We start from the raw sequence: 19,787 nt of genomic DNA, 5'->3' as shown, positions 1-19,787 counted from the left end.
CCATGCTGCGGACAGTTGCTGTTTCGGCCGGCTACGGCCTGCTTCCGGTGCTGAACGGGATCGACCTCAGCGTCGCGCCGGGCGAAGTCGTCGGCCTGCTTGGCCGCAACGGTGCCGGCAAGACGACGCTGCTGCGCGTCATCGCCGGCGGCTTGAAGGTAAGCGGCGGAGCGGTGGTTCTCGGCGACAAGGATCTCACGAATGCCGCTGCCTTCCGCCGGGCGCGCGCGGGCATCGCGCATGTGCCGCAGGGCCGTGGCATCTTCAACCAGCTGACCGTGCGGCAGAACCTGGAAGTCGGCACCCGCGCCGCCCGAGATCGCGGCGCCGGCGGCATTCCGGCCGACATCTTCGGCTATTTTCCGATCCTGCGCGAACGCGAGGCGCAGGTCGCCGGCACCCTTTCGGGTGGCCAGCAGCAGATGCTCGCTATCGGCCGCGCGCTGTGCGGCCTACCGTCGGTGCTGCTGCTCGACGAACCCTCGGAAGGCATCCAGCCGAACATCGTGCAGTCGATCGCCGAACTGGTGCCGCGCATCGCCCGCGAGCGCGGCATCGCGATTGTCCTCGTCGAACAGAATCTCGATCTCGTTCTCAAGGCGGCGGACCGCTGCCTGGTGATGGAGAAGGGCAGGATCGTGCACGAAGGCACCCCTGAGGTGTTCGCCGACGAGACCCTGCTGAAAGACCTCTTGGCTTTGTAAGGCGTGCATGGGGCGCGCCTGGACTGGAAGGGAACACAACAATGATAAGCAGAAGAACTGTCCTGAAATCAGGCGCCGCCGCCGCCTTCGCCATGATCGGCGCGCCATCGATCCTGCGTGCCGCCGACACCGTCAAGGTCGGTCTGTCGATCCCGATCACCGGGCTGCAGGCGATCCTCGGCGAGACGCTGCTCAATTGCTACAAGCTGGCCGCCGCCGAACTCAATGCCGCCAACGGCATTGGCGGCCGCCAGGTCGAATTGTTCATCGAGGACAACCAGACCACGACCAAGGGCTCGATCGACAAGGCGCGCAAGCTCCTCAACGAAGACAAGGTCGACGTGATCATGGGCACGATCATTTCGCCCGAGCGGAGTGCAACGCTTTCCGTGACCTCGAAGGCCAAGAAGCTGTTCTTCTACCCGACCAATTTCGAAGGTGGCGAGTGCAACCGCTACTTCGTGGCCACCGGACCAATCCCGATGCAGCAGGTCGACCCGATGATGCCGTGGGTCGCCGAGAATCTCGGCAAGACCATCTACATCATGGCCTCCGACTATGCCTGGCCGCAGAAGATGACCGAGGCGATCACGGCTGCCTACGAGAAGGCCGGCGGCAAGATCATCGGCGCCGACTATTATCCGTTCGGCACCACGGATTTTGGCCCCGCCTTCCAGAAGATCAAGTCGCTGAAGCCCGATGTCGTCTGGTCGATGGTGGTCGGCAACGACGCCGTCACCCAGCTCAAGCAATATCGCAGCTTCGACATCAAGCAGCCGCTGATCGCGCCGCTCGACGAGGTCTTCAACAAGGATGCGCTGCCGCCCGGCGTCGCCGCCGGCACCTATGCGCCGCAGCCCTACTGGATGGCGCTCGACAACCCGGTCAACAAGAAGTTCATCTCGAGCTTCCGCGAGAAATTCGGTCAGGAGAAGATGGTCAACGGCATCGGCGAAGCCGGCTATAACGGCCTGCATCTCTATGCGCTGGCCGCCGAAAAGGCCGGATCGCTGAAGGACGACGATGTGCTCAAGGCACTGCCGACAATCGAGTTCGATGCGCCGCAAGGCAAGATCCGCGTCGATGCCAGCAACAATCACACGCTCTGCCATTCCTATGTTGGCAAGGCGGCGGCGGACGGTATCAGCTACGAGATCGTCAAGGATTTCGGCACGATCGCCCCGGTGACGCCTTACTGCAAGCTATAGGACGTCCGGCTGCGCGGCGATCGGGACTTTGTCCACGCCGCGCAGCCGTCTTTGATCGGCAACTGTCAGGTCGACCGCGGCGCCGGCAGCCGCTCGCGCAACTCGTCGACGAGCACCCTGATGTTCTCGGAATAGTCGACAGGCACGACGACGAGATGCACGCCGCCGCCGGCGAATGCCTGCTCCAGCGCGGGCCGAAGGTCGGTGATAGCATCGACCCTCGTCCCCTTGGCGCCATAGGCCTCGGCGTATCTGACGAAGTCGGGATTGCCGAAGGTCATGCCGAAATCCGGGAACTCATCGACCGCCTGCTTCCAGCGGATCATGCCGTAGGCATGGTCTTCCAGCAGCAGCACGACGAGGTTGAGCTTGAGCCTGACCGCCGTCTCCAGTTCCTGGCTGTTCATCATGAAGCCGCCATCGCCGCAGATCGCCATGACGCGGCGGTTGGGATAGAGTAGCGCCGCCATCATCGCCGACGGCAGGCCCGCACCCATGGTGGCTAGCGCATTGTCGAGCAGCAGTGTGTTGGCCATGCGCGTGCGGTAGTTGCGCGCGAACCAGATCTTGTACATGCCGTTGTCGAGGGCGAGGATCCCGTCCGCAGGCATCACCGCGCGCACGTCGTGCACGATGCGCTGCGGCGTGAAGCGGTCTTCGGTGGCGCGCGCGGCGATGCGGTTCAAAATGCCTTCCCGCAGTGGCAGCAGGGCCTGGGCGTTGGGGATCTTGCCTTCTACACGATCGGCCAGCAGCGCCAGCGAAGGGCCGAGATCGCCGACGATCTCGGCTTGCGGAAAATAGACCTGCTCGACATCGGCCGATTGGTACCCGACATGGATGACCTTCGGTCCGTTGGCGCCCATGATGAAGGGCGGTTTCTCGACCGTGTCGTGGCCGATGGTGATGATCAGGTCGGCCTGTTCGATGGCCTCGTGCACATAATCGCGTTCCGAAAGCGCCGCCGTTCCCATGTAGAGCTCGGTACCGCCTGGCACGGTGCCCTTGCCCATCTGCGTGGTGAAATAGGGAATTTGCGTGCGCAGCACGAACTGGGCGATATCAGGGGTCACGCGCGGGCGTGACGCCGCCGCGCCGAACATCAGCAGCGGACGCTTGGCCTCCATGATCATGCGGGCGGCGCGATCGAGCGCGTCCGGGCTGGCCAGAGGCAGGTCGACCGGATGCGTCGGCACCAGCGCGACCGGCTCGCACTCGGCCGCCGCGATATCTTCCGGCAGTTCCAGATGCACGGGGCCGGGGCGCTCTTCCTGGGCAACGCGGAAGGCCTCGCGCACCAGCGAGGGGATCATCTTCGGCGAGACGATCTGGCGCGACAGCTTGGTCAGCGGCTTCATCGCCGCGACGATGTCGACGATCTGGAAACGTGCCTGCCGGGATGAAAGGATGCCCTTCTGGCCGGTGATCATGATCACCGGCATCGCGCCGAGCAGCGCGTAGGCGGAGCCGCTCGTCAGATTGAGCGCGCCCGGACCAAGCGTGGTGATGCACACGCCCGGCTTGCCGGTGAGCCTGCCATAGGTGGCGGCCATGAAGGCGGCCGCCTGCTCGTGGCGGGTCAGGATCAGCTGAATCGACGAGCGGCGGATCGATTCGACGATGTCGAGATTCTCTTCGCCCGGAATGCCGAAAATCCGCTCGACCCCTTCGTTCTCGAGGGCCGCCACGAACAGATCCGAACCTTTGGTCATGAACTGTCTCTCCTGCGATGCGCATATTCCGTCAGCCATCTTATGGCACCGGAACGCTACACCTTAAAGGGAGTGTCTTCGACTGCGGATCGGCGGCACTGTCCGGCAACATCGCGGTGATGCTCAAGCCGTCGCCGGCGTCAGCGCGGCTGCCGAATGACCGCGCTTGAAGGATCATATCCGCGATAGCGGACAAATCATTCTTGCGACGCCCTTGAAGGCCCGGCCCTCCAGTCCTAAATCCCGGTTGCGGGCCGGGCCCCTCTGACTGCCGCTTTCAGCGGCCGTGATGTCGGACCGCTATAACGGGCCCCTTTCTATTGTTTCGGTCGAGCGGGCTCATTCTAAAAAAGGTTTGGAGCCCCTGATGACATCTTCCCTGCTTGGTATGGTTTGCCCCTCCTGCCGCGTCGCGCTCGTGATGAGCGAACGCCAAGGTATCGAGATCGACTATTGTCCGCAGTGCCGCGGCGTCTGGCTGAATCGCGGAGAGCTCGACAAGATCGTCGAGCGGTCGAGCAAGGACGCGGCGCCCGCACCGCAGCCGCAGCCTGCACAATTCGCTCAGCCGCAATATAGCCAAGGCCGCGATGACGATTATTCCCGCTCGCATGGCCACCGCTATCCGAAGCGAAAGAAGTCATTCTTCGAAGAGCTGTTCGATTGACCGTGTGACGCCGGCCCCTGCAGGGCCGGTGTTTGCCGAGAACATCCGAAACCGCATCGACAAAGGTCCGCCCCGATGATTTCCCGCACAAACCGATTTGCCGCTCTCTTTGCAGGTTTGTTCCTCGCATTCTCCATGGTCGCGATCGATCATGCCGAAGCCCGTCGCGGCGGCAGCTTCGGCAGTCGCGGCACGCGTACGTTCCAATCGGCGCCGCCGACCAGGACCACACCGGCGCCGACCGCGCCGATCGAACGTTCGATGACGCCCAACACCGGTGTGAACAGTCCAGCCCGGCAGCCGCAAGCCGGGCTGCAGAGGCCCAGCTTCTTTAGCGGCTTCGGCGGAACGATGATGCGCGGCCTGCTGATTGGCGGCCTGGTCGGGCTGCTGCTCGGCCAAGGCTTCGGCGGTCTGGCCGGCATGTTCGGCTTCCTGCTTCAGGCCCTGCTCATCGGCGGTGCGATCATGCTGGCGATCAGGTTCTTCCGGTCGCAATCCGCGCGTGGTCCCGCGCTCGCCGGAGCCGGAGCCGGAGCCGGCAACGGCCAGGCTTCGCGGTTTGAAAACCGCGCAAATGGTGCGGACACGGCACGTCCCTTCACGATTCCCGGTTTTGGCGGCGGTTCAGGGGAAAGCTCCCCGGCCACCGGTTCCGAGGAGATCACGCTGGCCCAGACGGATCTCGACGCCTTCCAGCAGCTGTTGACCGATGTGCAGGAAGCCTTTGGGCGTGAAGACCATGCCGCGTTGCGCCGATTGGTGACCCCCGAAATGGTGTCCTATCTGTCGGAGGAATTGGCCGAAAATGCCCAGAAGGGCCTCAGGAACGACGTGTCCGACGTCACCCTGCTGCAGGCCGACATCGCCGAAAGCTGGCGCGAGGACGACCGCGACTATGCCACGGCCGCGCTACGCTATGAGTCGCGCGATGTGATGCGCGATCGAGCCAGCGGCAAGGTGGTCGAGGGCGACGAAGGCCATCCGACAGAGACGACCGAACTGTGGACGTTCACGCGTCAGAACGGCTCAAGCTGGAAGCTCTCGGCAATCCAGCAGGCTTGATCCGGATCACCTTCGGCTGCTGCTTTGACTACGAAAATTGGCGGCTTTGCCGGTGCTCAAGCGACGATTTTGACGCACATCGGCGTGCCGATCTCGATGGCCCGCCCGGTGTCGGTCAGCAGGCCGCTGTCGGCATCGCGGGCGAAGATCGAGATGCGGTCCGCGTTCTGGTTGGCGGAAAACAGGTGGCCGCCTGACGGCGTCAGCGCGAGGTTGCGCGGCGTCGCACCGCCGCAAGGGATATAGCCGACGAGGCTCAACGCGCCGGTGTTCTGGTCGACGGCCATGATGACGATGCTGTCATGGCCACGATTGGAGCCGTAGACGAAACGGCCATCCGGCGAGATCTGGATATCGGCGCAGTGGTTGCTGTCGCGAACCTCGGCCGGGACTGCAGGCTTGGCGTCGATGACCGTAAGCCTGCCGCTGGCTTGGTCCAACGCCATCGACACCACGGTCGAATCCAGCTCGTTCATGACAAAGACGAAGCGCCCGTTTGGGTGCAGGGCAATGTGGCGCGGGCCGGCGCCCGGCGGCAAAGCGGATTCGGCTGACTTCGTCAGGCTTCCATCTGGCCCGATCCGATAGGACACCAGCCTGTCGATGCCGAGGTCGGCGACGATCGCCGTCCCCCCGCCAATGGTTTCGGTGACGCTGTGAGCGTGCGAGCGCTCCTGCCGTGCAGCGTTCGGCCCGGTGCCTTTGTGCGACACGCTGGCGAGCGGCGCGGACAGCGCGCCATCCCTTTCGAAACCATAGACAACAACAGCGCGGTCCGGACCGCCCTCTCCCAAGCCGTAGTTGGCGACGAGCAGTTTGGTGCCGTCACGGGTGATGGTGTTGTGGGCGGTGATGCTGCCGAGCGAAGGCTGCTTGTTGAGATAGCTCAGCATATTCGACACACGATCGAAGCCGTAGGCCGAGACAGTTCCCTCGCGCCAGGTGAACACTTCCGAATTGACGTAGATGCGCGAACCGTCCGGGGTGACCGACAGGAATGTCGGGTTGTCGACGTCGTTGGTTTCGGCCAGTTTCCGGATTTCCAGCGTTTGCTCGTCGAAGCTGTAAACGCCGAGGCCGACGCCCCGCGCGCCCTGAAAATAGGGCGCCTCGCGGTTCAGGCTACCGACAAAGACCAGCCGCGCGTTGCTCATGATTTTCCTCCCCTGCCCGCCGGCGCTTCAGCGCGCCAGCGCCCAAAATTTCGCCTGTCCTCGCTTGCAACGCAACCCCATATGTGAAAATACTATTTACAAAAGAAGATTGCCGGGAGGAGACGTCGTGCATTCAGACGCTTTGAGGCGTGTTCAACGATTGCTCGAAGCCTCCTGCGAGAGCGCCGGAGCCATCACCCATGAATGATTTCGCCCCCACTGTCGGCGTCGCTTCGACATATCCCAAAAACATGCCTCAAGAGCACGCCGTCTTGCCGGTATGGAACGCGGAGAACTGGTTCTACGAGGACTGGCCGGTCGGCCAGAAGATCCGCTCATTGCGGCGCACGATGGCGGAAGGCGACAGCCACCTTTTCAATACGCTGGTTCTCGACATCCACCCCTACGTGCAGGACCAGATGTTTGCCGAGAGCGAAGGCGTATTCGGCAAGCGGCTGATCGCCGGCGCCTTCGTCTTTTCGGCGGGGCTGGGGCTGGTCGCGACCAACTGCGTCAACGCTTTTTCCTATGGCTACGACAAGCTGCGGTTCATCAAGCCTGTCTTCATCGGCGACACGATCTATTCGATCCGCTCCAATCTCGACAAGAAGCCCCGCTACAAGGAGATGGGGCTGATCCGCGCCAGCTACGAAGTGTTCAAGGGCGAAGGCGAACTCGTTCTCTACTGCGAGCACCTGCAAACGGTGAAGTACCGCAACCCGGCCGATTTCGCCGGCAAGACGGAGAAATAACGATGCCGGCAGCAGCCGAATTGCCGCTTGCCGGCCTCGTGATCGTCGATATGAGCCAATTCCTGTCCGGGCCGTACTGCTCGCTCAGGCTGCTCGACCTCGGCGCCCGTGTCATCAAGATCGAGCGTCCTGACGGCGGTGACCTGTCGCGCCGGCTCTATCTCAGCGACACGGAGATCGGCGGCGATTCCACCATCTTCCATGCCATCAACCGGGCCAAGGAAAGCCTCGCCATCGATCTAAAGAACGAAGCTGACCTCAAGGTGTTGCGCGGATTGCTGGCCAAGGCGGATGTGCTGATCCAGAATTTCCGGCCTGGGGTCATCGAGCGCCTCGGCCTCGACTACGAGGCCGTGCGCAAGATCAACCCGCGGCTCGTCTATGCCTCGATCAGCGGCTATGGCGAGGAAGGCCCATGGGTGAAACGCCCCGGCCAGGACCTGCTGGCGCAGTCGCGCTCCGGCGTCATGTGGCTGAACGGCGACGAGGACCAGGGGCCGGTGCCGTTCGGGCTCGCCATCGGCGACATGCTGGCGGGCGCGGCCTGCGCGCAAGGCATCCTGGCCGCACTGGTGCGGCGCGGCATCACCGGCCAGGGCAGCCATATCGAGACCAGCCTTCTGGAAGCATTGGTCGACTTCCAGTTCGAGGTGCTGACCACGCATCTCAATGACGGCCGCCGCTTGCCCAGGCGCTCGAGCTTCCGCAGCGCGCACGCCTATCTCTCGGCGCCATACGGCGTCTATCCGGCCAAGGATGGTTATCTCGCCATCGCCATGACACCGATCCCCAAATTGGCCGATCTGCTGTCGCTGAACGAACTGGCGCCATATCGCGACAAGCCGGCATCCTGGTTTACGGCCCGCGACGACATCAAGGCGATCATCGCGCAGAGGATCGCCACCAAAACAATCGACGAATGGCTTGCCATTCTGGAGCCGGCCGACATCTGGTGCGCCAAGGTGCTGACCTGGCCGGAAATGCTGGCGAGCGAGGGTTTTCAATCTCTCGACATGCTGCAGACGGTGACGCGCGAGGACGATGTTTCCATCCTCACCACCCGTTCGCCGCTGAGGGTCGATGGCATCAGGGCCAAGGTCGACCGTGCAGCGCCACGCATCGGTGAGCACAGCGCAGGGATTCGCGAGGAGTTCGGCCTGTGAGTTCCCAGACGCTCAAGGGCATGACCTGGAGCCATCCGCGCGGCTACGATCCGATGGTCGCCTGCTCGTTGCTCTGGAAAGAGAAGACCGGCGTCACGATCGAATGGGACAAGCGCTCGCTGCAGGATTTCGAATCCTTCCCCGTCGAGGAGCTGGCGCGCGCCTACGACCTGATCGTCATCGACCATCCGCATGTCGGGCAGATCACGGCCGAGCGCTGCCTCGAGCCGCTGGATGTCGTGGAGCGCGAGACCGAGCGCGCAGCACTTGCCGCAGGCAGTGTCGGCCAGTCCTATCCAAGCTACGCCTGGCAAGGCCGGCAATGGGCCTTTCCCATCGATGCGGCCACCCAAGTCCAGGCCTGGCGGCCGGATGCGCTCGATGCGCCGGCAGCGACGTGGAGCGAGGTGCTCGATCTTGCCCGGCAAGGCCGTGTGCTGCTGCCGCTGCGGCCGCCGCATTGTCTGATGACCTTCTACACGCTGGCCGGCAATCTCGGGCATCCCTGCGCGACCGATCCGTCGCGCGATCTGATCGATGTCGAGACGGGCAGCGAAGTCTTCGAGAGGATGCGCGAGATTGCCGCGGTGCTCGATCCTGCCTGCTTCGAGATGGATCCGATTGCCGTCTCCGAACGCATGGCTGAGGCCGGCTCCCGCATCGTCTGCGTGCCGCTGATCTATGGTTATGTCTCCTATGCGATGGCCGGGTTTCGCCCAAATCGGCTGGCCTTTGCCGACATCCCGGTCATCGGGAACGCTGGCCCGGTCGGTTCGGCGCTTGGCGGCACCGGGATCGCTGTATCGGCCTTCTCAAAGGCGAAGGAGGCCGCGATCGATTTCGCCTACTGGATCGCCAGCGGCGACGTCCAACGCGGTCCCTATGCTGCCGCTGGCGGTCAGCCGGGCCATGCCGCCGCCTGGGAGGACCGGATGGTCAATGCGGCGGCCGGCAATTTCTACAGGGATACGCGCGCCACGCTCGAAGGCGCTTGGGTGCGGCCGCGCCATGACGGTTACATGACGTTCCAGCAAGCGGCGTCCGATCGCGTCAATTCCGGCATGACTTCAGGCCACCCCGCCGGCCAGGTCGTCGCCGATCTCAATCGCCTGTTCCGGGAAAGTAACCCAGTGCAGGTGTCCGGCGCTGCCGGTGGAGGAGCCTGAACCAAACCGAACGGAGGAGACAATAATGAAAAACACGATCCGCGGCCTGCTGGCCGCAACCGCTCTCGCCTCACTTGCGACGACCGCCTTTGCCGAGGATGTCCAGGGCGTCATCGGCGGACTGCCGACCGAACTCAAGGCGCAGTATGACGGCGCGCCGCAGAAGGTGCTGCCCTCGGCCTGGGACAACTTCACCCCGCCGCCGAAGCCCTGGAAATGGTGCCACTCGGAATCCTACCAGGGCAATCCGTGGCGGGTGACGGTCACCAAGGAGCTGAAACGCCTCGTCGATGGGCTGATTGCCGACGGCACCGTATCCAGCTTCGAAGTCTCGGATTCCAACAACGATGCCAGCCAGCAGATCAATCAGATCCGCGCCTTCATCGACAAGAAGTGCTCGATCATCACCTCGATCCCGGGCTCGGCGACGGCGCTCGACGATGCGATCGACGCGGCAGCCAAGGCCGGCATCCCGTTCATCACGGCTGCTGGTTCGGTGACCAGCCCGAACGCGATCAATGTCGATTCCAACTATGCGCGCTGGGGCTATGACATGATGATGGCGATCGGCAAGGCCGAGCCGGATGGCGCCAGCATCCTGCTGGTCGAAGGCATTGCCGGCCACCCGATCGTGGTGCAGGAGCGCCAGGGCGCGGACAAGGCGCTGGCGGAAAATCCGAAGCTGAAGATCTCGCGTACCGTCAACGGAAACTGGACGGCCAACGTCACCAAGACGGTCGTGCTGCAGGCGATCGCCACCAATCCGGCGCCGATCGACGCGGTGTGGACGACCGGCAGCGAAAGCCGCGTCGTCGCAGAGGCCTTCGCCGAGGCTGGCCGGCCGGCGCCGCTGATCACCGGTTCGATCACGGGTGACGCTTTGGGCTACTGGAAAGCCAATCCGGACAAGTATCGATTCGAAGGCCATGCCGTGCTGCCGCACTGGACCGCGGAGACGCTGTTCCGGGTCGGCGAGCGCATGCTGGACGGCCAGAAGCCGAAGCTGAACACGCTGCTGATCCCGATCCCGCCGGTCCACAACGCCGACCTCGGCGCCTGGTACAAGGACTGCATGACGCCGGATGCAGTCTCCATCTTTCCGATCCCACCGAAGGACCCGATGCCGGAGGAATGGCTCGACACCTATTTCTCCAACCCCGCACCGACCAAGGGTTGGGATTATTCGAAGGTGCCCGACGCCTGCGCGAAGTAACGCCTGCGACAGACAAACACAACGAGCCGGCTCCTTTCAGGGGAGCCGGCTTGCCAGCTTCGAAACACGGCATGCTTGAAATCAGGAACATATCCAAACGCTATGGCGAGACGGTCGCGCTCGCGGACGCTTCGATCGCGTTCCGGGCAGGGACCATCCACACCATCCTGGGCGAGAACGGCTCGGGCAAGAGCACGATGGTCAAGCTCTTGTCCGGAATCGTGCAGCCGGACAGCGGTACGATCCTGCTGCAGGGCGAGCCTTTTTCGGGCAGCAACCCTTCGGCCTTCCAGGCGCAAGATTTCGCCACGGTGTTTCAGGAAGTGCTGATCGCACCAGACCGCACCGTGACCGACAACATCCTGCTCGGCCTCGATGGGCTGCTCCGGCGCACAGTGCCCCGCAACGAGCGCCGCGACAGGGCGGCAGCGGCGCTGAAGCGCTTCGCGATTACCGACGTGCCTCTCGACAAGCCAGCCGGCCTGTTGCCGCTCGCCGCGCAGCAACTCGTCGTTCTCGCCCGTGCGGTCGTGCGCAACCCCAAGATCCTGATCCTTGACGAAGTCACCGCCGCGCTCGACTTCGCCGACCGTGAATCCGTTTTCTCGCTGATGCGTACCTTGGCCGGTGAAGGCTGCCTCATCCTGTTCATTACGCACCGCATGGACGAGGTGATGTCGCTTTCGGATCGCATCTCGATCCTTCGCGGAGGCACCGTGGTGCGCACCGAGGAGCGCGGCGCTTCGACGCCCGCTGAACTGTTGAAGGCCATGGCACCGCGCACGGCAGCGGAGCTGGCGCATGGCTGATCGCGCCGCCTCAGATTTTCGCGGGCTCGCCATCCGCGACCTCGTCATTGCGGCTGAAGCCAACCCGATCACGCAATTGATCGCTCCCGGCGAGATCGTCGGTCTTGCCGGCCTCGATGGTCACGGCCAGGAAGTGTTCCTCAAGATGCTCGCGGGCCTGACGCCGCCGCTCGGCGGCTCGATCGAGTTGGCCCTGCCCGGCGCGTCGCACAAGATCATCGGGTTCCGCAGAGCCGTTGCCAGCGGCATCGCCTATCTGCCGCGCGACCGGCGCGCAAACGGCATTTTTCCCACGCAGTCGGTGCTCGACAATTTCGCCGTATCGACCTTGGGGCGCGATACACGCCTCGGCCTGATCAGCCCAGCGGCGCGCAAGGCGCGCTATGACATCTATCGCGAAAGGCTGTCCATTTCGGCACCCCGACCCGATGCGCCGATCACCACGTTGTCGGGCGGCAACCAGCAGAAAGTACTGCTGGCGCGGGCGTTGGCGCTGGAGCCGTCAATCCTGCTTCTCAACGATCCCACGCGCGGCGTCGACGTGGCGACGCGGCATGTTCTCTACGACGTCTTTCGCGGGCTGACGGCCGACGGCATGGGGCTCGTTATCCTGTCCAGCGAGATCGAGGAGATTCTTCTGCTTTGTCGTCGCGTGCTGGTGTTCAGGGAAAACGAGGTTGCCGCGGAAATCTCGGGTGAAGCCATGAATACCGATAACGTGATAACAGCCATGTTCGGACGCGCGGCATGAACCCGCGCCTTTCGTCCCTTTCGCGAAGCGTCGGCTTCGCTGTCGTGCTGCTGGTCATCCTGCTTGCGGTCAATCTCATCCTCAGCCCGGCCCGATTCCAGCCGGGGTCCTGGGGCGCGCTGGTCGGACTGGCCGCGCCTCTCGTCGGCGCGGCAATCGCCTCGACGCCGGTGATCCTCGCCGGCCGTGGCGGCATCGACATTTCGGTCGGGCCGCTGATGGGTTTCGTCAATGCTGTCGTGATCCAGGTGCTTTTCCTCAAGGCCGGCATCTCGTCGCCCCTGCTGCTTGTGCCGGCGGCCCTGCTCATTGGCGCGCTGGTCGGCGCGGCCAACGGTTTCCTGGCGACGGTGGTGCGCATCCAGCCGATCGTGGCCACGCTCGGCACCTATCTGATCCTCACCGGCATTACGCTGACGATCCTGCCGGCGCCGATCGGCCCGGCGCCTGCATGGCTCAAGGCGCTGGCCGGGCCGTGGTCGCTGCTGCCTCTTCTATTGATGTTCATCGGCTGGGGGCTGGTGCGGCGCACTCCCTATTACGATCAGCTTATGGCGGTCGGCAGCGACGACCGCGCCGCCTACACCGCCGGCGTCGATGTCACGCGGGTGCGCTTCATCGCCTATGTCATATCAGGCATCCTCGGCGGCTGTGCCGGGCTGATGCTGACCGCGCTGATCGGCTCCGCGGATCCCAATATCGGGCCGACCTACACGCTGATCGCCATCGCCGCCGTGGCGCTTGGCGGCGTCAGCCTCGCCGGCGGACGTGGCGGCGTGGCCGGTGCCGCCATCGGCGCCATCGATATCTTCCTGCTGCAGAGCGTGCTGACGACATTCAACGTCTCCACCTTCGTGCTGCAGATCGCCTATGGCGCCATACTGGTGTTGGCGGTGATGCTGACCGCGCTGCAGGAACGTTTAGCCATGAGGGCACGCTGAAATGGCCGGCCGGAACCTGTTCGCGACAACCAATGCCCGCGTCATCGGCGCCTTCTGTGTCGCGGCGCTTCTGCACCTTGCCGGCACCATTCTTATCCCGGGCTATTCGGCCCCGTTCGCGGTACGCGCCATGCTGGTGCTGGCGTCGCTGCTGGCTGTCGCCTCGATCGGGCAGACGCTGGTCGTCATCATGGGCGGCATCGATCTTTCGATCCCCTTCGTCATCGGCTTCGCCAATGTCGTCGCGGCGCAGCTCTACGGCGACGGTTGGAACTTCTTTCTCGTCTGCGGCCTCGTCGGGGTGCTGGCGCTCGTCATCGGCGGACTGAACGGCCTGATCTCGCGCAGTTTGGACATCCAGCCGCTTATCGTCACCCTCGGCATCGGCATGATCGTGCAGGGGCTGGTGCTGTTGTGGACCGCCGGCTTCCCGTCAGGCTCCGCGCCACTGGTAGTTTCCAGCTTCGTATCGATCGGCGGATCGGCCGGCCCCTTGCCCGTTCCGTGGCTGGTGCCTAGTCTCGCCGTGCTGGCGGCATTCGTCGTGCTGGTGCTGGAACGGACGCCTTATGGACGGCGGCTCTATGCGCTGGGCAGCAATCCGGGCGCGGCGCCGCTGGCGCTGATCGATCCCGTCCGCATGTGGGTGATCACCTATGCGGCGAGCGCCTTCTTCGCCGCCGTCGCGGGCGTGCTGCTGCTCGGCTTCACCGGTTCGGCCTATGGCGATGTCGGCCAACCCTACCTGTTCCAGACCATCGCGGCCGTGGTCGTCGGCGGTGCCGCGCTGGTCGGCGGGCGTGGCAGCTATCTCGGCACGATCGCCGGCGTGCTGGTGCTGACCGAAATCAACACGCTGCTGATCGGGCTCGGCTTCCAACCCTCGGCGGTGCAGGCTGCGCTCGGCCTTATCATCGTGCTGCTGGTCTCGCTCTACGGCCGTGAACGGCACGTCTGGACGACCATCTGAACGCGACTATTCCAACCGCCACAGCTTGCGGGCATTCCCGGACAGCAATCCCTCGCGCTCCGCCACGCCGCAGCCGGAAAGCAGCGCATGTGTCGCGGCCACCCAGGTCGAGAGGCCGCCACCAAGCGTGCAGACCGGCCAGTCGCTGCCCCAGACGACGCGGTCCCAGCCAAACGAACGAACCGTGAGTTCGACATAGGGCCGCAGGGTGTCGACGGTCCAACTGCCGGGATCGGCGTAAGCGACCACGCCAGAAATCTTGGCCATGACATTCGGCCGGCGCGCGATCTCGCCCATGTGCTCGCGCCAGGGGTGTTCGCCCCCGCCCTTGATGTCAGGGACGCCGCAATGGTCGAGCACGAACTGCACGTCGGGCGCCAAATCGGCCAGCGCGATCGCCTTGGGAATCTGGTGCGGCAGGACCACGAGGTCGAAAGTCAGGTCCGTGCCGCCAAGCCGCTTGATGTTGTCGCGAAACAGCGCAGCTTCCGACAAGTCATCGGGCACGACGTGGAGGACGCGACGGAAGCCCTTGACGAAGGGATTTGTCCGCTGCCGCTCGAGATAGGCGGCAAAGCCAGGCTCTTCCGGCCGGCAGGACGCAATCGCGCCGGCCAGCATGCTGCCCGGCTGCCGCGACAGCCCTTCGACCCTGGTCGTCTCCGCCTCGATGTCGGCCGCATCGACATCGACCTCCATATGCAGCACGCGTTCGACACCGACCCGCCGCGCCTCCGCGGCGTACTCGTCATAGGAGAAATCACGGTTAAGCGCCGGCACACCGGCAAGCCAGGGATAGCGCAAGGCCGAGCGATCGATGAGATGCAGATGGGTGTCGATGATCATGGTGAGGCTCCTCCCTCCAGCATTTTCAAATCATCTCACGGAGGAATTCTTCATTCAAATAAGAATTCATGCCGCCGCGCCGACAGCCGATCCAGCCAAGTGCGACAGCTTCCCGGTCGTGGCCAGCAAAAGCTCGATGGTCCTGGTCATATCCGGTGCCGAAGGCGTGTTGATCACGCTGATGTAGGGAATCGACAGCGCCGCAATCGCCTTGCCGTCGGAACCGCGCACCGGTGCTGAGAGATTATAGACCCCGGCGGTTTGCATCGAGGCCATCATCTCATAGCCGCGATCGTGGATCTGGTCGAGGCGGGCGTAGAATTCGGCCGATTGCAAGGTCTTGTCGGTGCTGCGGACATGCTCGGAAATCATCATCTGCCGCTCCTCAGGTGAGCGGAAGGCAAGCAGCACGTGGCCGGAACCCGTGTCGAAAAGGCTGATATGAGAGCCGACCCGGATCGAGATGCCCCAGTAGTTCGGCGCCTCCTGCTGAGCGATAACGACAGCGGAACCTCGATCAAAAACAACGAGTTGGTTGGCCTGCTGCGAGGTCTCGGCCAGCTCGCGCATCAGCGGTGTGGCGTAGGAGACCAGCCGCCGCACCGGCGCGTGCAACTGCGCCAGGCCGAACAGTTTCAGGGTCAGGGAATAGCGATCCCCGTCAAGCCTTGTGACATAGCCGCGCCGCACCAGCCGGTCGAGCATGCGGTAGAACTCATTGGGGCTGCGGTCGAGTTTCTTGGCGATTTCGGCCTGGGTGAGGCCGCCGTCGACACCAGCCAACAGTTCCAGAATGTCGAGTCCCTTGTCGAGCGCCGGCGCGCGGTAGCGCTCGTCTTCGCTGTCGTCCATGGGCATCCCTCCAGTGAATTCGATTCTTCATATACGCAGGCGCGTGGGTGTCGGAAACAAAATTCGCCTTGACGTATGTATGAATGTTTTGTTTGTATATGAATGTAGCACTTGTTGTCACGCGAATAAGTTGCGGTCGCCACCAAGGCGCACCCAGGGAGGAACCAAATGAACAGACTGCTTTCCGGCGTGTGCGCCGGTGCATTGGTGCTTGCGTCAGGTGCAGGCACTGCGCTTGCCGGCGACCTGCCCGGCAAGTTCGAAGGCGTGACCGTCGACGTAAAGCTGATCGGCGGCCAGCAATATGAAAAGCTCTATGAGCGCATTCCCGAATGGGAGAAGGCCACCGGCGCCAAGGTCAACATCCTGACCAAGAAGAACGGCTTCGACATTGACAAGGAGCTCAAATCCGACATCGCCTCGGGCAGCACCAACTGGTGCGTCGGCTGGAACCATTCGTCCTTCGCGCCGCAATATACGGGCCTCTACACCGACCTCAGCAAGTTGCTGCCGAAGTCGGAGATCGACGCCTTCGTGCCTTCGACGATCAAGGCGGCGACCATTGGCGGCAAGTTGGAGATGCTGCCGCGCGCGCAGTTCGACGTCTCCGCTCTCTACTACCAGAAGAGCCTCTACGAGAACGCCGACAACAAGGCTAAGTTCAAGGCGAAATACGGCTATGACCTGGTGCCGCCGGATACCTGGAAGGAAGTGACGGACCAGGCCGAGTTCTTCGCCAACCCTCCCAATTTCTACGGCACGCAGTTCGCCGGCAAGGAAGAGGCGATCAACGGCCGCTTCTATGAAATGGTGGTCGCCGAGGGCGGCGAATATCTCGACAAGGACGGCAAGCCGGTCTTCAACTCCGAGGCCGGCGTCCGGGCGCTCGACTGGTTCGTCAACCTCTACAAGGCCAAGGCCGTGCCGGCCGGAACCACCAACTATCTCTGGGACGATCTCGGCCAGGGCTTTGCCTCCGGCACCGTCGCCATCAACCTGGACTGGCCGGGCTGGGCCGGCTTCTTCAACGACCCGAAGTCGTCCAAGGTCGCCGGCAATGTCGGCGTGAAAGTTGCCCCGAAGGGTTCTTCCGGCAAGCGCACCGGCTGGTCGGGTTTCCATGGCTTCTCGGTGACCGAGAACTGCCCGAACAAGGAGGCCGCCGCATCGCTCGTATGGTGGCTGACCAATGAGGACAGCCAGAAGCTCGAGGCCGCGGCAGGCCCGCTGCCCACCCGCACCGCGGTCTGGGACTGGGACCTGCAGCAGGCCGCCAACGATCCCTACAAAAAGGAGGTTCTCTCCGCCTTCCAGGAAGAAGCCAAGCACGCCTTCGCCGTGCCGCAGACGCCCGAGTGGATCGAAATCTCGAACGCCGTCTATCCCGAACTGCAGGCGGCGATCCTCGGCGACAAGACCTCCAAGCAGGCATTGGACGAGGCCGCCGTCAAGGCAACGCAAATCCTGCAGGACGCCGGTAAACTCTAAGCATTGCTCCCAAGGCTGCCTCCCCCATCAGCACTGGGGGAGGCGATCGCGTCTTGAGTGCGCCGCGTGGTGCTTCCGTCGGCTGGTTCGACGAGTACGCCGACAATCAAAACAACATGTCACGGAATCCTGATGAAGGGCTTCAAGCCGTCCGCGCCGTTCCTGCTGCTGCTTCCAGCCATCATCGTGCTGGCGGCGGTCGTCGTGGTGCCGCTGATTTTGTCGCTCTATTCCAGCTTCACGCCCTTCCGACTGACGCGGCCTGAGACGTTCTTCGTTTTCGTCGGCTTCCGAAACTATCTTTCGATTCTGTCCAGCGCGGATTTCTGGTGGGCCTTCGGGCGCACCGTGCTGCTGCTGACCATCGCGCTCAATCTCGAAATGCTGCTTGGGCTTGGCTTGGCCATGCTGGTCGAGAAGGCGACGCGCGGACAACGCATCCTGCGCACACTGATGATGTTTCCGATGATGTTCTCGCCGATCCTCGTCGGCTTCCAGTTCAAGTTCATGTTCAACGACAATATCGGCCTGGTGAACAATGCGCTGCAGTCGCTCGGCGTCACCAGCGATGCCATACCGTGGCTGATCGAGGGGCACCTCGCCTTCATCGCCATTTCGATCGCCGAGATCTGGTCGTCGACGGCGATCTTCGCCATCCTGATCCTCGCCGGCCTGCTCGCCATGCCCAAGGAACCGATCGAGGCGGCGCGTGTCGACGGCTGCACGCCGTGGCAGACCTTCCGCTATGTGACGTGGCCGTTCGTCATGCCGTTCGCCTATATCGCCATGACCATCCGCTCGCTCGACGTGGCGCGCGCCTATGACATCGTCAAGATCATGACCGATGGCGGACCGGCGGGCCGCACCGAGCTGCTTTGGACATTGGTGGCGCGCACCGCCTATAGCGACGGGCGCATGGGTATGGCCAACGCCATGGCCTATTTCTCGATCCTGCTGTCGATCGCCTTCACCGTCTATTTCTTCAACAAGCTCGCCGCGGCGCGCACGCAGATCGGGGCCGAGTGGTGAAGGGCGGCGTCGTGAGAATGGACGAGAATTCTTCCGCCCGCCTCAAGCGCCGGCTGCTGGGCATCGTCTATCGCATCGGGCTGTTCCTAGCGATGCTGACCATCTGCCTGCCTGGCCTGTGGATCGTGCTGTCGTCGCTCAGGCCAACAGTCGAGATCATGGCCAAGCCGCCGGTGTGGATCCCTAAGGAGATTTCATTCGACGCCTATATCGCGATGTTCTCAGGCATCGGCAAGGGCGGCATTCCGGTGATCGAATATTTCCGCAACTCGCTGATCATCTCGGTGACCTCGACGGTCATCGCGGTGGCCATCGGCATGGCCGGCGGCTATGCCTTCGCGCGCTACCGTTTCCGCGGCAAATCGAGCGTCTTCCTCGGCCTGATGCTGACCCGCACCGTGCCCGGGATCGCGCTGTCGCTGCCGCTGTTCTTCCTCTATGTGCGGCTCGGCATCATCGACACGCATTTCGGGCTGATCCTCGCTTATGTCGCGCTCAACGTGCCGTTCACGATCTGGCTGATCGACGGCTTCTTCCGCCAGGTACCGAAGGACCTCGCAGAGGCAGCGCAGATCGACGGCTGCACACGCTGGCAGGCGTTCTGGCAGGTCGAATTCCCGCTGGCCGGGCCGGGCATCGCATCGGCGGCCATCTTCGCCTTCCTGACCTGCTGGAACGAATTCGCGCTGGCCTCGCAGCTGACCCGCTCGGTCAGCGCCAAGACGCTGCCGGTCGGCCTGCTCGACTACACGGCCGAGTTCACCATCGATTGGCGCGGTATGTGCGCGCTCGCCGTGGTGATGATCATCCCGGCGCTCACCCTCACCTACATCGTCCAGAAACACCTTGTCGGCGGCCTGACGTCCGGCGCGGTGAAAGGCTGACAGAATGGCAACGGTTTCCCTCAAAAAGCTGACCAAGCGCTACGGCAATATCGAGATTGTGCACGGTATCGATCTCGACATCACCGACCGCGAATTCATTGCGCTTGTCGGCCCTTCCGGCTGCGGCAAGTCGACGACGCTGCGCATGATCGCCGGTCTGGAAGAGATCAGCGCCGGCTCTATCGAGATCGGCGGACGCGTCGTCAACGATTTGCCGCCGCGCTCGCGCAACATCTCGATGGTGTTCCAGTCCTACGCGCTTTATCCGCACATGACGGTGCGCGAGAACCTCGGCTTCTCGCTCAAGATCGCGGGAGCCGCCAAGGACGAGATGGATCGCCGCGTCGCCGAGGCCTCTGCCATCCTCGGCCTCGACACGCTGCTCGACCGCCGCCCGTCGCAATTGTCCGGTG

Annotated in this window: 20 protein-coding genes; 16 read left to right on the top strand and 4 right to left on the bottom strand. The window is 63.5% G+C overall.

Translation table 11 applies throughout. The features are described 5' to 3' along the window. Positions 1–2 precede the first annotated feature (2 nt). A complete protein-coding gene (locus FJ938_RS19585; protein ID WP_140607414.1) occupies positions 3–704 on the top strand; it encodes an ABC transporter ATP-binding protein in 702 nt (233 codons plus the stop codon). A 41-nt stretch (positions 705–745) separates the two neighbouring features. Continuing rightward, the gene (locus FJ938_RS19580; protein WP_140607415.1) at positions 746–1,912 is read left to right on the top strand and encodes a substrate-binding protein; all 1,167 of its coding nucleotides are present in this window, start codon (positions 746–748) and stop codon (positions 1,910–1,912) included. Positions 1,913–1,977: 65 nt separating this feature from the next. On the opposite strand, the gene FJ938_RS19575 is transcribed toward FJ938_RS19580, so the two are convergent. Next, positions 1,978–3,624 (bottom strand): acetolactate synthase large subunit, encoded by a 1,647-nt coding sequence (locus tag FJ938_RS19575; RefSeq protein ID WP_140696464.1) that lies wholly within the window; start codon positions 3,622–3,624, stop codon positions 1,978–1,980. Between the two features lie 367 nt (positions 3,625–3,991). Here FJ938_RS19575 and FJ938_RS19570 point away from each other — a divergent pair, with 367 nt between their 5' ends. Continuing rightward, positions 3,992–4,291: a zf-TFIIB domain-containing protein gene (locus FJ938_RS19570; RefSeq protein ID WP_181169145.1), complete on the top strand. Its 300-nt coding sequence runs from the start codon at positions 3,992–3,994 to the stop codon at positions 4,289–4,291. 75 nt (positions 4,292–4,366) lie between these two features. After that, the gene (locus FJ938_RS19565) at positions 4,367–5,356 is read left to right on the top strand and encodes a Tim44 domain-containing protein (RefSeq protein ID WP_140696461.1); all 990 of its coding nucleotides are present in this window, start codon (positions 4,367–4,369) and stop codon (positions 5,354–5,356) included. Positions 5,357–5,412: 56 nt separating this feature from the next. Here FJ938_RS19565 and FJ938_RS19560 read toward each other — a convergent pair whose 3' ends face one another. After that, complete coding sequence (locus FJ938_RS19560; protein ID WP_140696458.1) at positions 5,413–6,510, bottom strand: lactonase family protein; 1,098 nt, start codon at positions 6,508–6,510, stop codon at positions 5,413–5,415. Positions 6,511–6,710: 200 nt separating this feature from the next. On the opposite strand from FJ938_RS19560, the gene FJ938_RS19555 reads away from it, so the two are divergent. The 8 genes from FJ938_RS19555 to FJ938_RS19520 all read left to right on the top strand — a co-directional run bounded on the left by FJ938_RS19555 (position 6,711) and on the right by FJ938_RS19520 (position 14,275). Further along, on the top strand, positions 6,711–7,262 hold the full coding sequence (locus FJ938_RS19555; protein WP_140696455.1) for a MaoC family dehydratase: 552 nt from the start codon (positions 6,711–6,713) through the stop codon (positions 7,260–7,262). A gap of 2 nt (positions 7,263–7,264) precedes the next feature. Continuing rightward, positions 7,265–8,425: a CaiB/BaiF CoA-transferase family protein gene (locus FJ938_RS19550; RefSeq protein ID WP_140696452.1), complete on the top strand. Its 1,161-nt coding sequence runs from the start codon at positions 7,265–7,267 to the stop codon at positions 8,423–8,425. Positions 8,426–8,445: 20 nt separating this feature from the next. Beyond that, positions 8,446–9,591 carry an ABC transporter substrate-binding protein gene (locus FJ938_RS19545; RefSeq protein ID WP_181169144.1) on the top strand — a complete coding sequence of 382 codons (1,146 nt, stop codon included), beginning with the start codon at positions 8,446–8,448 and terminating at the stop codon, positions 9,589–9,591. A gap of 25 nt (positions 9,592–9,616) precedes the next feature. After that, positions 9,617–10,804, top strand: a complete 1,188-nt coding sequence (locus FJ938_RS19540; RefSeq protein ID WP_140696446.1) for an ABC transporter substrate-binding protein — start codon at positions 9,617–9,619, stop codon at positions 10,802–10,804. A gap of 71 nt (positions 10,805–10,875) precedes the next feature. Continuing rightward, a complete protein-coding gene (locus tag FJ938_RS19535; protein ID WP_140696443.1) occupies positions 10,876–11,613 on the top strand; it encodes an ATP-binding cassette domain-containing protein in 738 nt (245 codons plus the stop codon). Beyond that, positions 11,606–12,364 (top strand): ATP-binding cassette domain-containing protein, encoded by a 759-nt coding sequence (locus FJ938_RS19530; RefSeq protein WP_140696440.1) that lies wholly within the window; start codon positions 11,606–11,608, stop codon positions 12,362–12,364. Before FJ938_RS19535 ends, FJ938_RS19530 begins: the two co-directional genes overlap by 8 nt. Next, complete coding sequence (locus FJ938_RS19525; protein ID WP_140696437.1) at positions 12,361–13,305, top strand: ABC transporter permease; 945 nt, start codon at positions 12,361–12,363, stop codon at positions 13,303–13,305. Before FJ938_RS19530 ends, FJ938_RS19525 begins: the two co-directional genes overlap by 4 nt. Before the next feature lies 1 nt (position 13,306). After that, a complete protein-coding gene (locus tag FJ938_RS19520; RefSeq protein WP_140696434.1) occupies positions 13,307–14,275 on the top strand; it encodes an ABC transporter permease in 969 nt (322 codons plus the stop codon). A gap of 6 nt (positions 14,276–14,281) precedes the next feature. Here the strand turns inward: FJ938_RS19520 and FJ938_RS19515 are convergent, their stop codons facing one another. After that, the gene (locus FJ938_RS19515) at positions 14,282–15,121 is read right to left on the bottom strand and encodes an amidohydrolase (protein ID WP_140696431.1); all 840 of its coding nucleotides are present in this window, start codon (positions 15,119–15,121) and stop codon (positions 14,282–14,284) included. 66 nt (positions 15,122–15,187) lie between these two features. Next, on the bottom strand, positions 15,188–15,973 hold the full coding sequence (locus tag FJ938_RS19510) for an IclR family transcriptional regulator (protein WP_140696429.1): 786 nt from the start codon (positions 15,971–15,973) through the stop codon (positions 15,188–15,190). Positions 15,974–16,141: 168 nt separating this feature from the next. Here FJ938_RS19510 and FJ938_RS19505 point away from each other — a divergent pair, with 168 nt between their 5' ends. From FJ938_RS19505 to FJ938_RS19490, 4 genes are all read left to right on the top strand, one after another. Then, positions 16,142–17,461, top strand: a complete 1,320-nt coding sequence (locus tag FJ938_RS19505; RefSeq protein WP_140696426.1) for a sugar ABC transporter substrate-binding protein — start codon at positions 16,142–16,144, stop codon at positions 17,459–17,461. A 132-nt stretch (positions 17,462–17,593) separates the two neighbouring features. Beyond that, on the top strand, positions 17,594–18,490 hold the full coding sequence (locus FJ938_RS19500) for a sugar ABC transporter permease (protein WP_140696423.1): 897 nt from the start codon (positions 17,594–17,596) through the stop codon (positions 18,488–18,490). Positions 18,491–18,507: 17 nt separating this feature from the next. Next, positions 18,508–19,374 (top strand): carbohydrate ABC transporter permease, encoded by an 867-nt coding sequence (locus FJ938_RS19495; RefSeq protein ID WP_140696420.1) that lies wholly within the window; start codon positions 18,508–18,510, stop codon positions 19,372–19,374. Positions 19,375–19,378: 4 nt separating this feature from the next. Further along, positions 19,379–19,787, top strand: a 409-nt coding sequence (locus FJ938_RS19490; protein WP_140696417.1) for an ABC transporter ATP-binding protein, incomplete at its 3' end; no start/stop codon positions are given.

This window comes from Mesorhizobium sp. B2-4-14 (genome assembly GCF_006442155.1).
In the GTDB taxonomy this organism is placed as follows: Bacteria; Pseudomonadota; Alphaproteobacteria; order Rhizobiales; family Rhizobiaceae; genus Mesorhizobium.
Note: the sequence above shows the minus strand (reverse complement) of the source record. Positions and strands in the feature narration are given on the sequence as shown.

Bases quoted from the DNA above. Each gene is read 5' to 3' on its own strand.
- FJ938_RS19535 (WP_140696443.1), top strand. From the start codon at position 10,876: ATGCTTGAAATCAGGAACATATCCAAACGCTATGGCGAGACGGTCGCG.
- FJ938_RS19510 (WP_140696429.1), bottom strand. From the start codon at position 15,973: ATGGACGACAGCGAAGACGAGCGCTACCGCGCGCCGGCGCTCGACAAG.
- FJ938_RS19575 (WP_140696464.1), bottom strand. From the start codon at position 3,624: ATGACCAAAGGTTCGGATCTGTTCGTGGCGGCCCTCGAGAACGAAGGG.
- FJ938_RS19500 (WP_140696423.1), top strand. From the start codon at position 17,594: ATGAAGGGCTTCAAGCCGTCCGCGCCGTTCCTGCTGCTGCTTCCAGCC.
- FJ938_RS19560 (WP_140696458.1), bottom strand. From the start codon at position 6,510: ATGAGCAACGCGCGGCTGGTCTTTGTCGGTAGCCTGAACCGCGAGGCG.
- FJ938_RS19540 (WP_140696446.1), top strand. From the start codon at position 9,617: ATGAAAAACACGATCCGCGGCCTGCTGGCCGCAACCGCTCTCGCCTCA.
- FJ938_RS19570 (WP_181169145.1), top strand. From the start codon at position 3,992: ATGACATCTTCCCTGCTTGGTATGGTTTGCCCCTCCTGCCGCGTCGCG.
- FJ938_RS19550 (WP_140696452.1), top strand. From the start codon at position 7,265: ATGCCGGCAGCAGCCGAATTGCCGCTTGCCGGCCTCGTGATCGTCGAT.
- FJ938_RS19495 (WP_140696420.1), top strand. From the start codon at position 18,508: ATGGACGAGAATTCTTCCGCCCGCCTCAAGCGCCGGCTGCTGGGCATC.
- FJ938_RS19520 (WP_140696434.1), top strand. From the start codon at position 13,307: ATGGCCGGCCGGAACCTGTTCGCGACAACCAATGCCCGCGTCATCGGC.
- FJ938_RS19525 (WP_140696437.1), top strand. From the start codon at position 12,361: ATGAACCCGCGCCTTTCGTCCCTTTCGCGAAGCGTCGGCTTCGCTGTC.
- FJ938_RS19585 (WP_140607414.1), top strand. From the start codon at position 3: ATGCTGCGGACAGTTGCTGTTTCGGCCGGCTACGGCCTGCTTCCGGTG.
- FJ938_RS19505 (WP_140696426.1), top strand. From the start codon at position 16,142: ATGAACAGACTGCTTTCCGGCGTGTGCGCCGGTGCATTGGTGCTTGCG.
- FJ938_RS19555 (WP_140696455.1), top strand. From the start codon at position 6,711: ATGAATGATTTCGCCCCCACTGTCGGCGTCGCTTCGACATATCCCAAA.
- FJ938_RS19530 (WP_140696440.1), top strand. From the start codon at position 11,606: ATGGCTGATCGCGCCGCCTCAGATTTTCGCGGGCTCGCCATCCGCGAC.
- FJ938_RS19565 (WP_140696461.1), top strand. From the start codon at position 4,367: ATGATTTCCCGCACAAACCGATTTGCCGCTCTCTTTGCAGGTTTGTTC.
- FJ938_RS19545 (WP_181169144.1), top strand. From the start codon at position 8,446: ATGACCTGGAGCCATCCGCGCGGCTACGATCCGATGGTCGCCTGCTCG.
- FJ938_RS19515 (WP_140696431.1), bottom strand. From the start codon at position 15,121: ATGATCATCGACACCCATCTGCATCTCATCGATCGCTCGGCCTTGCGC.
- FJ938_RS19580 (WP_140607415.1), top strand. From the start codon at position 746: ATGATAAGCAGAAGAACTGTCCTGAAATCAGGCGCCGCCGCCGCCTTC.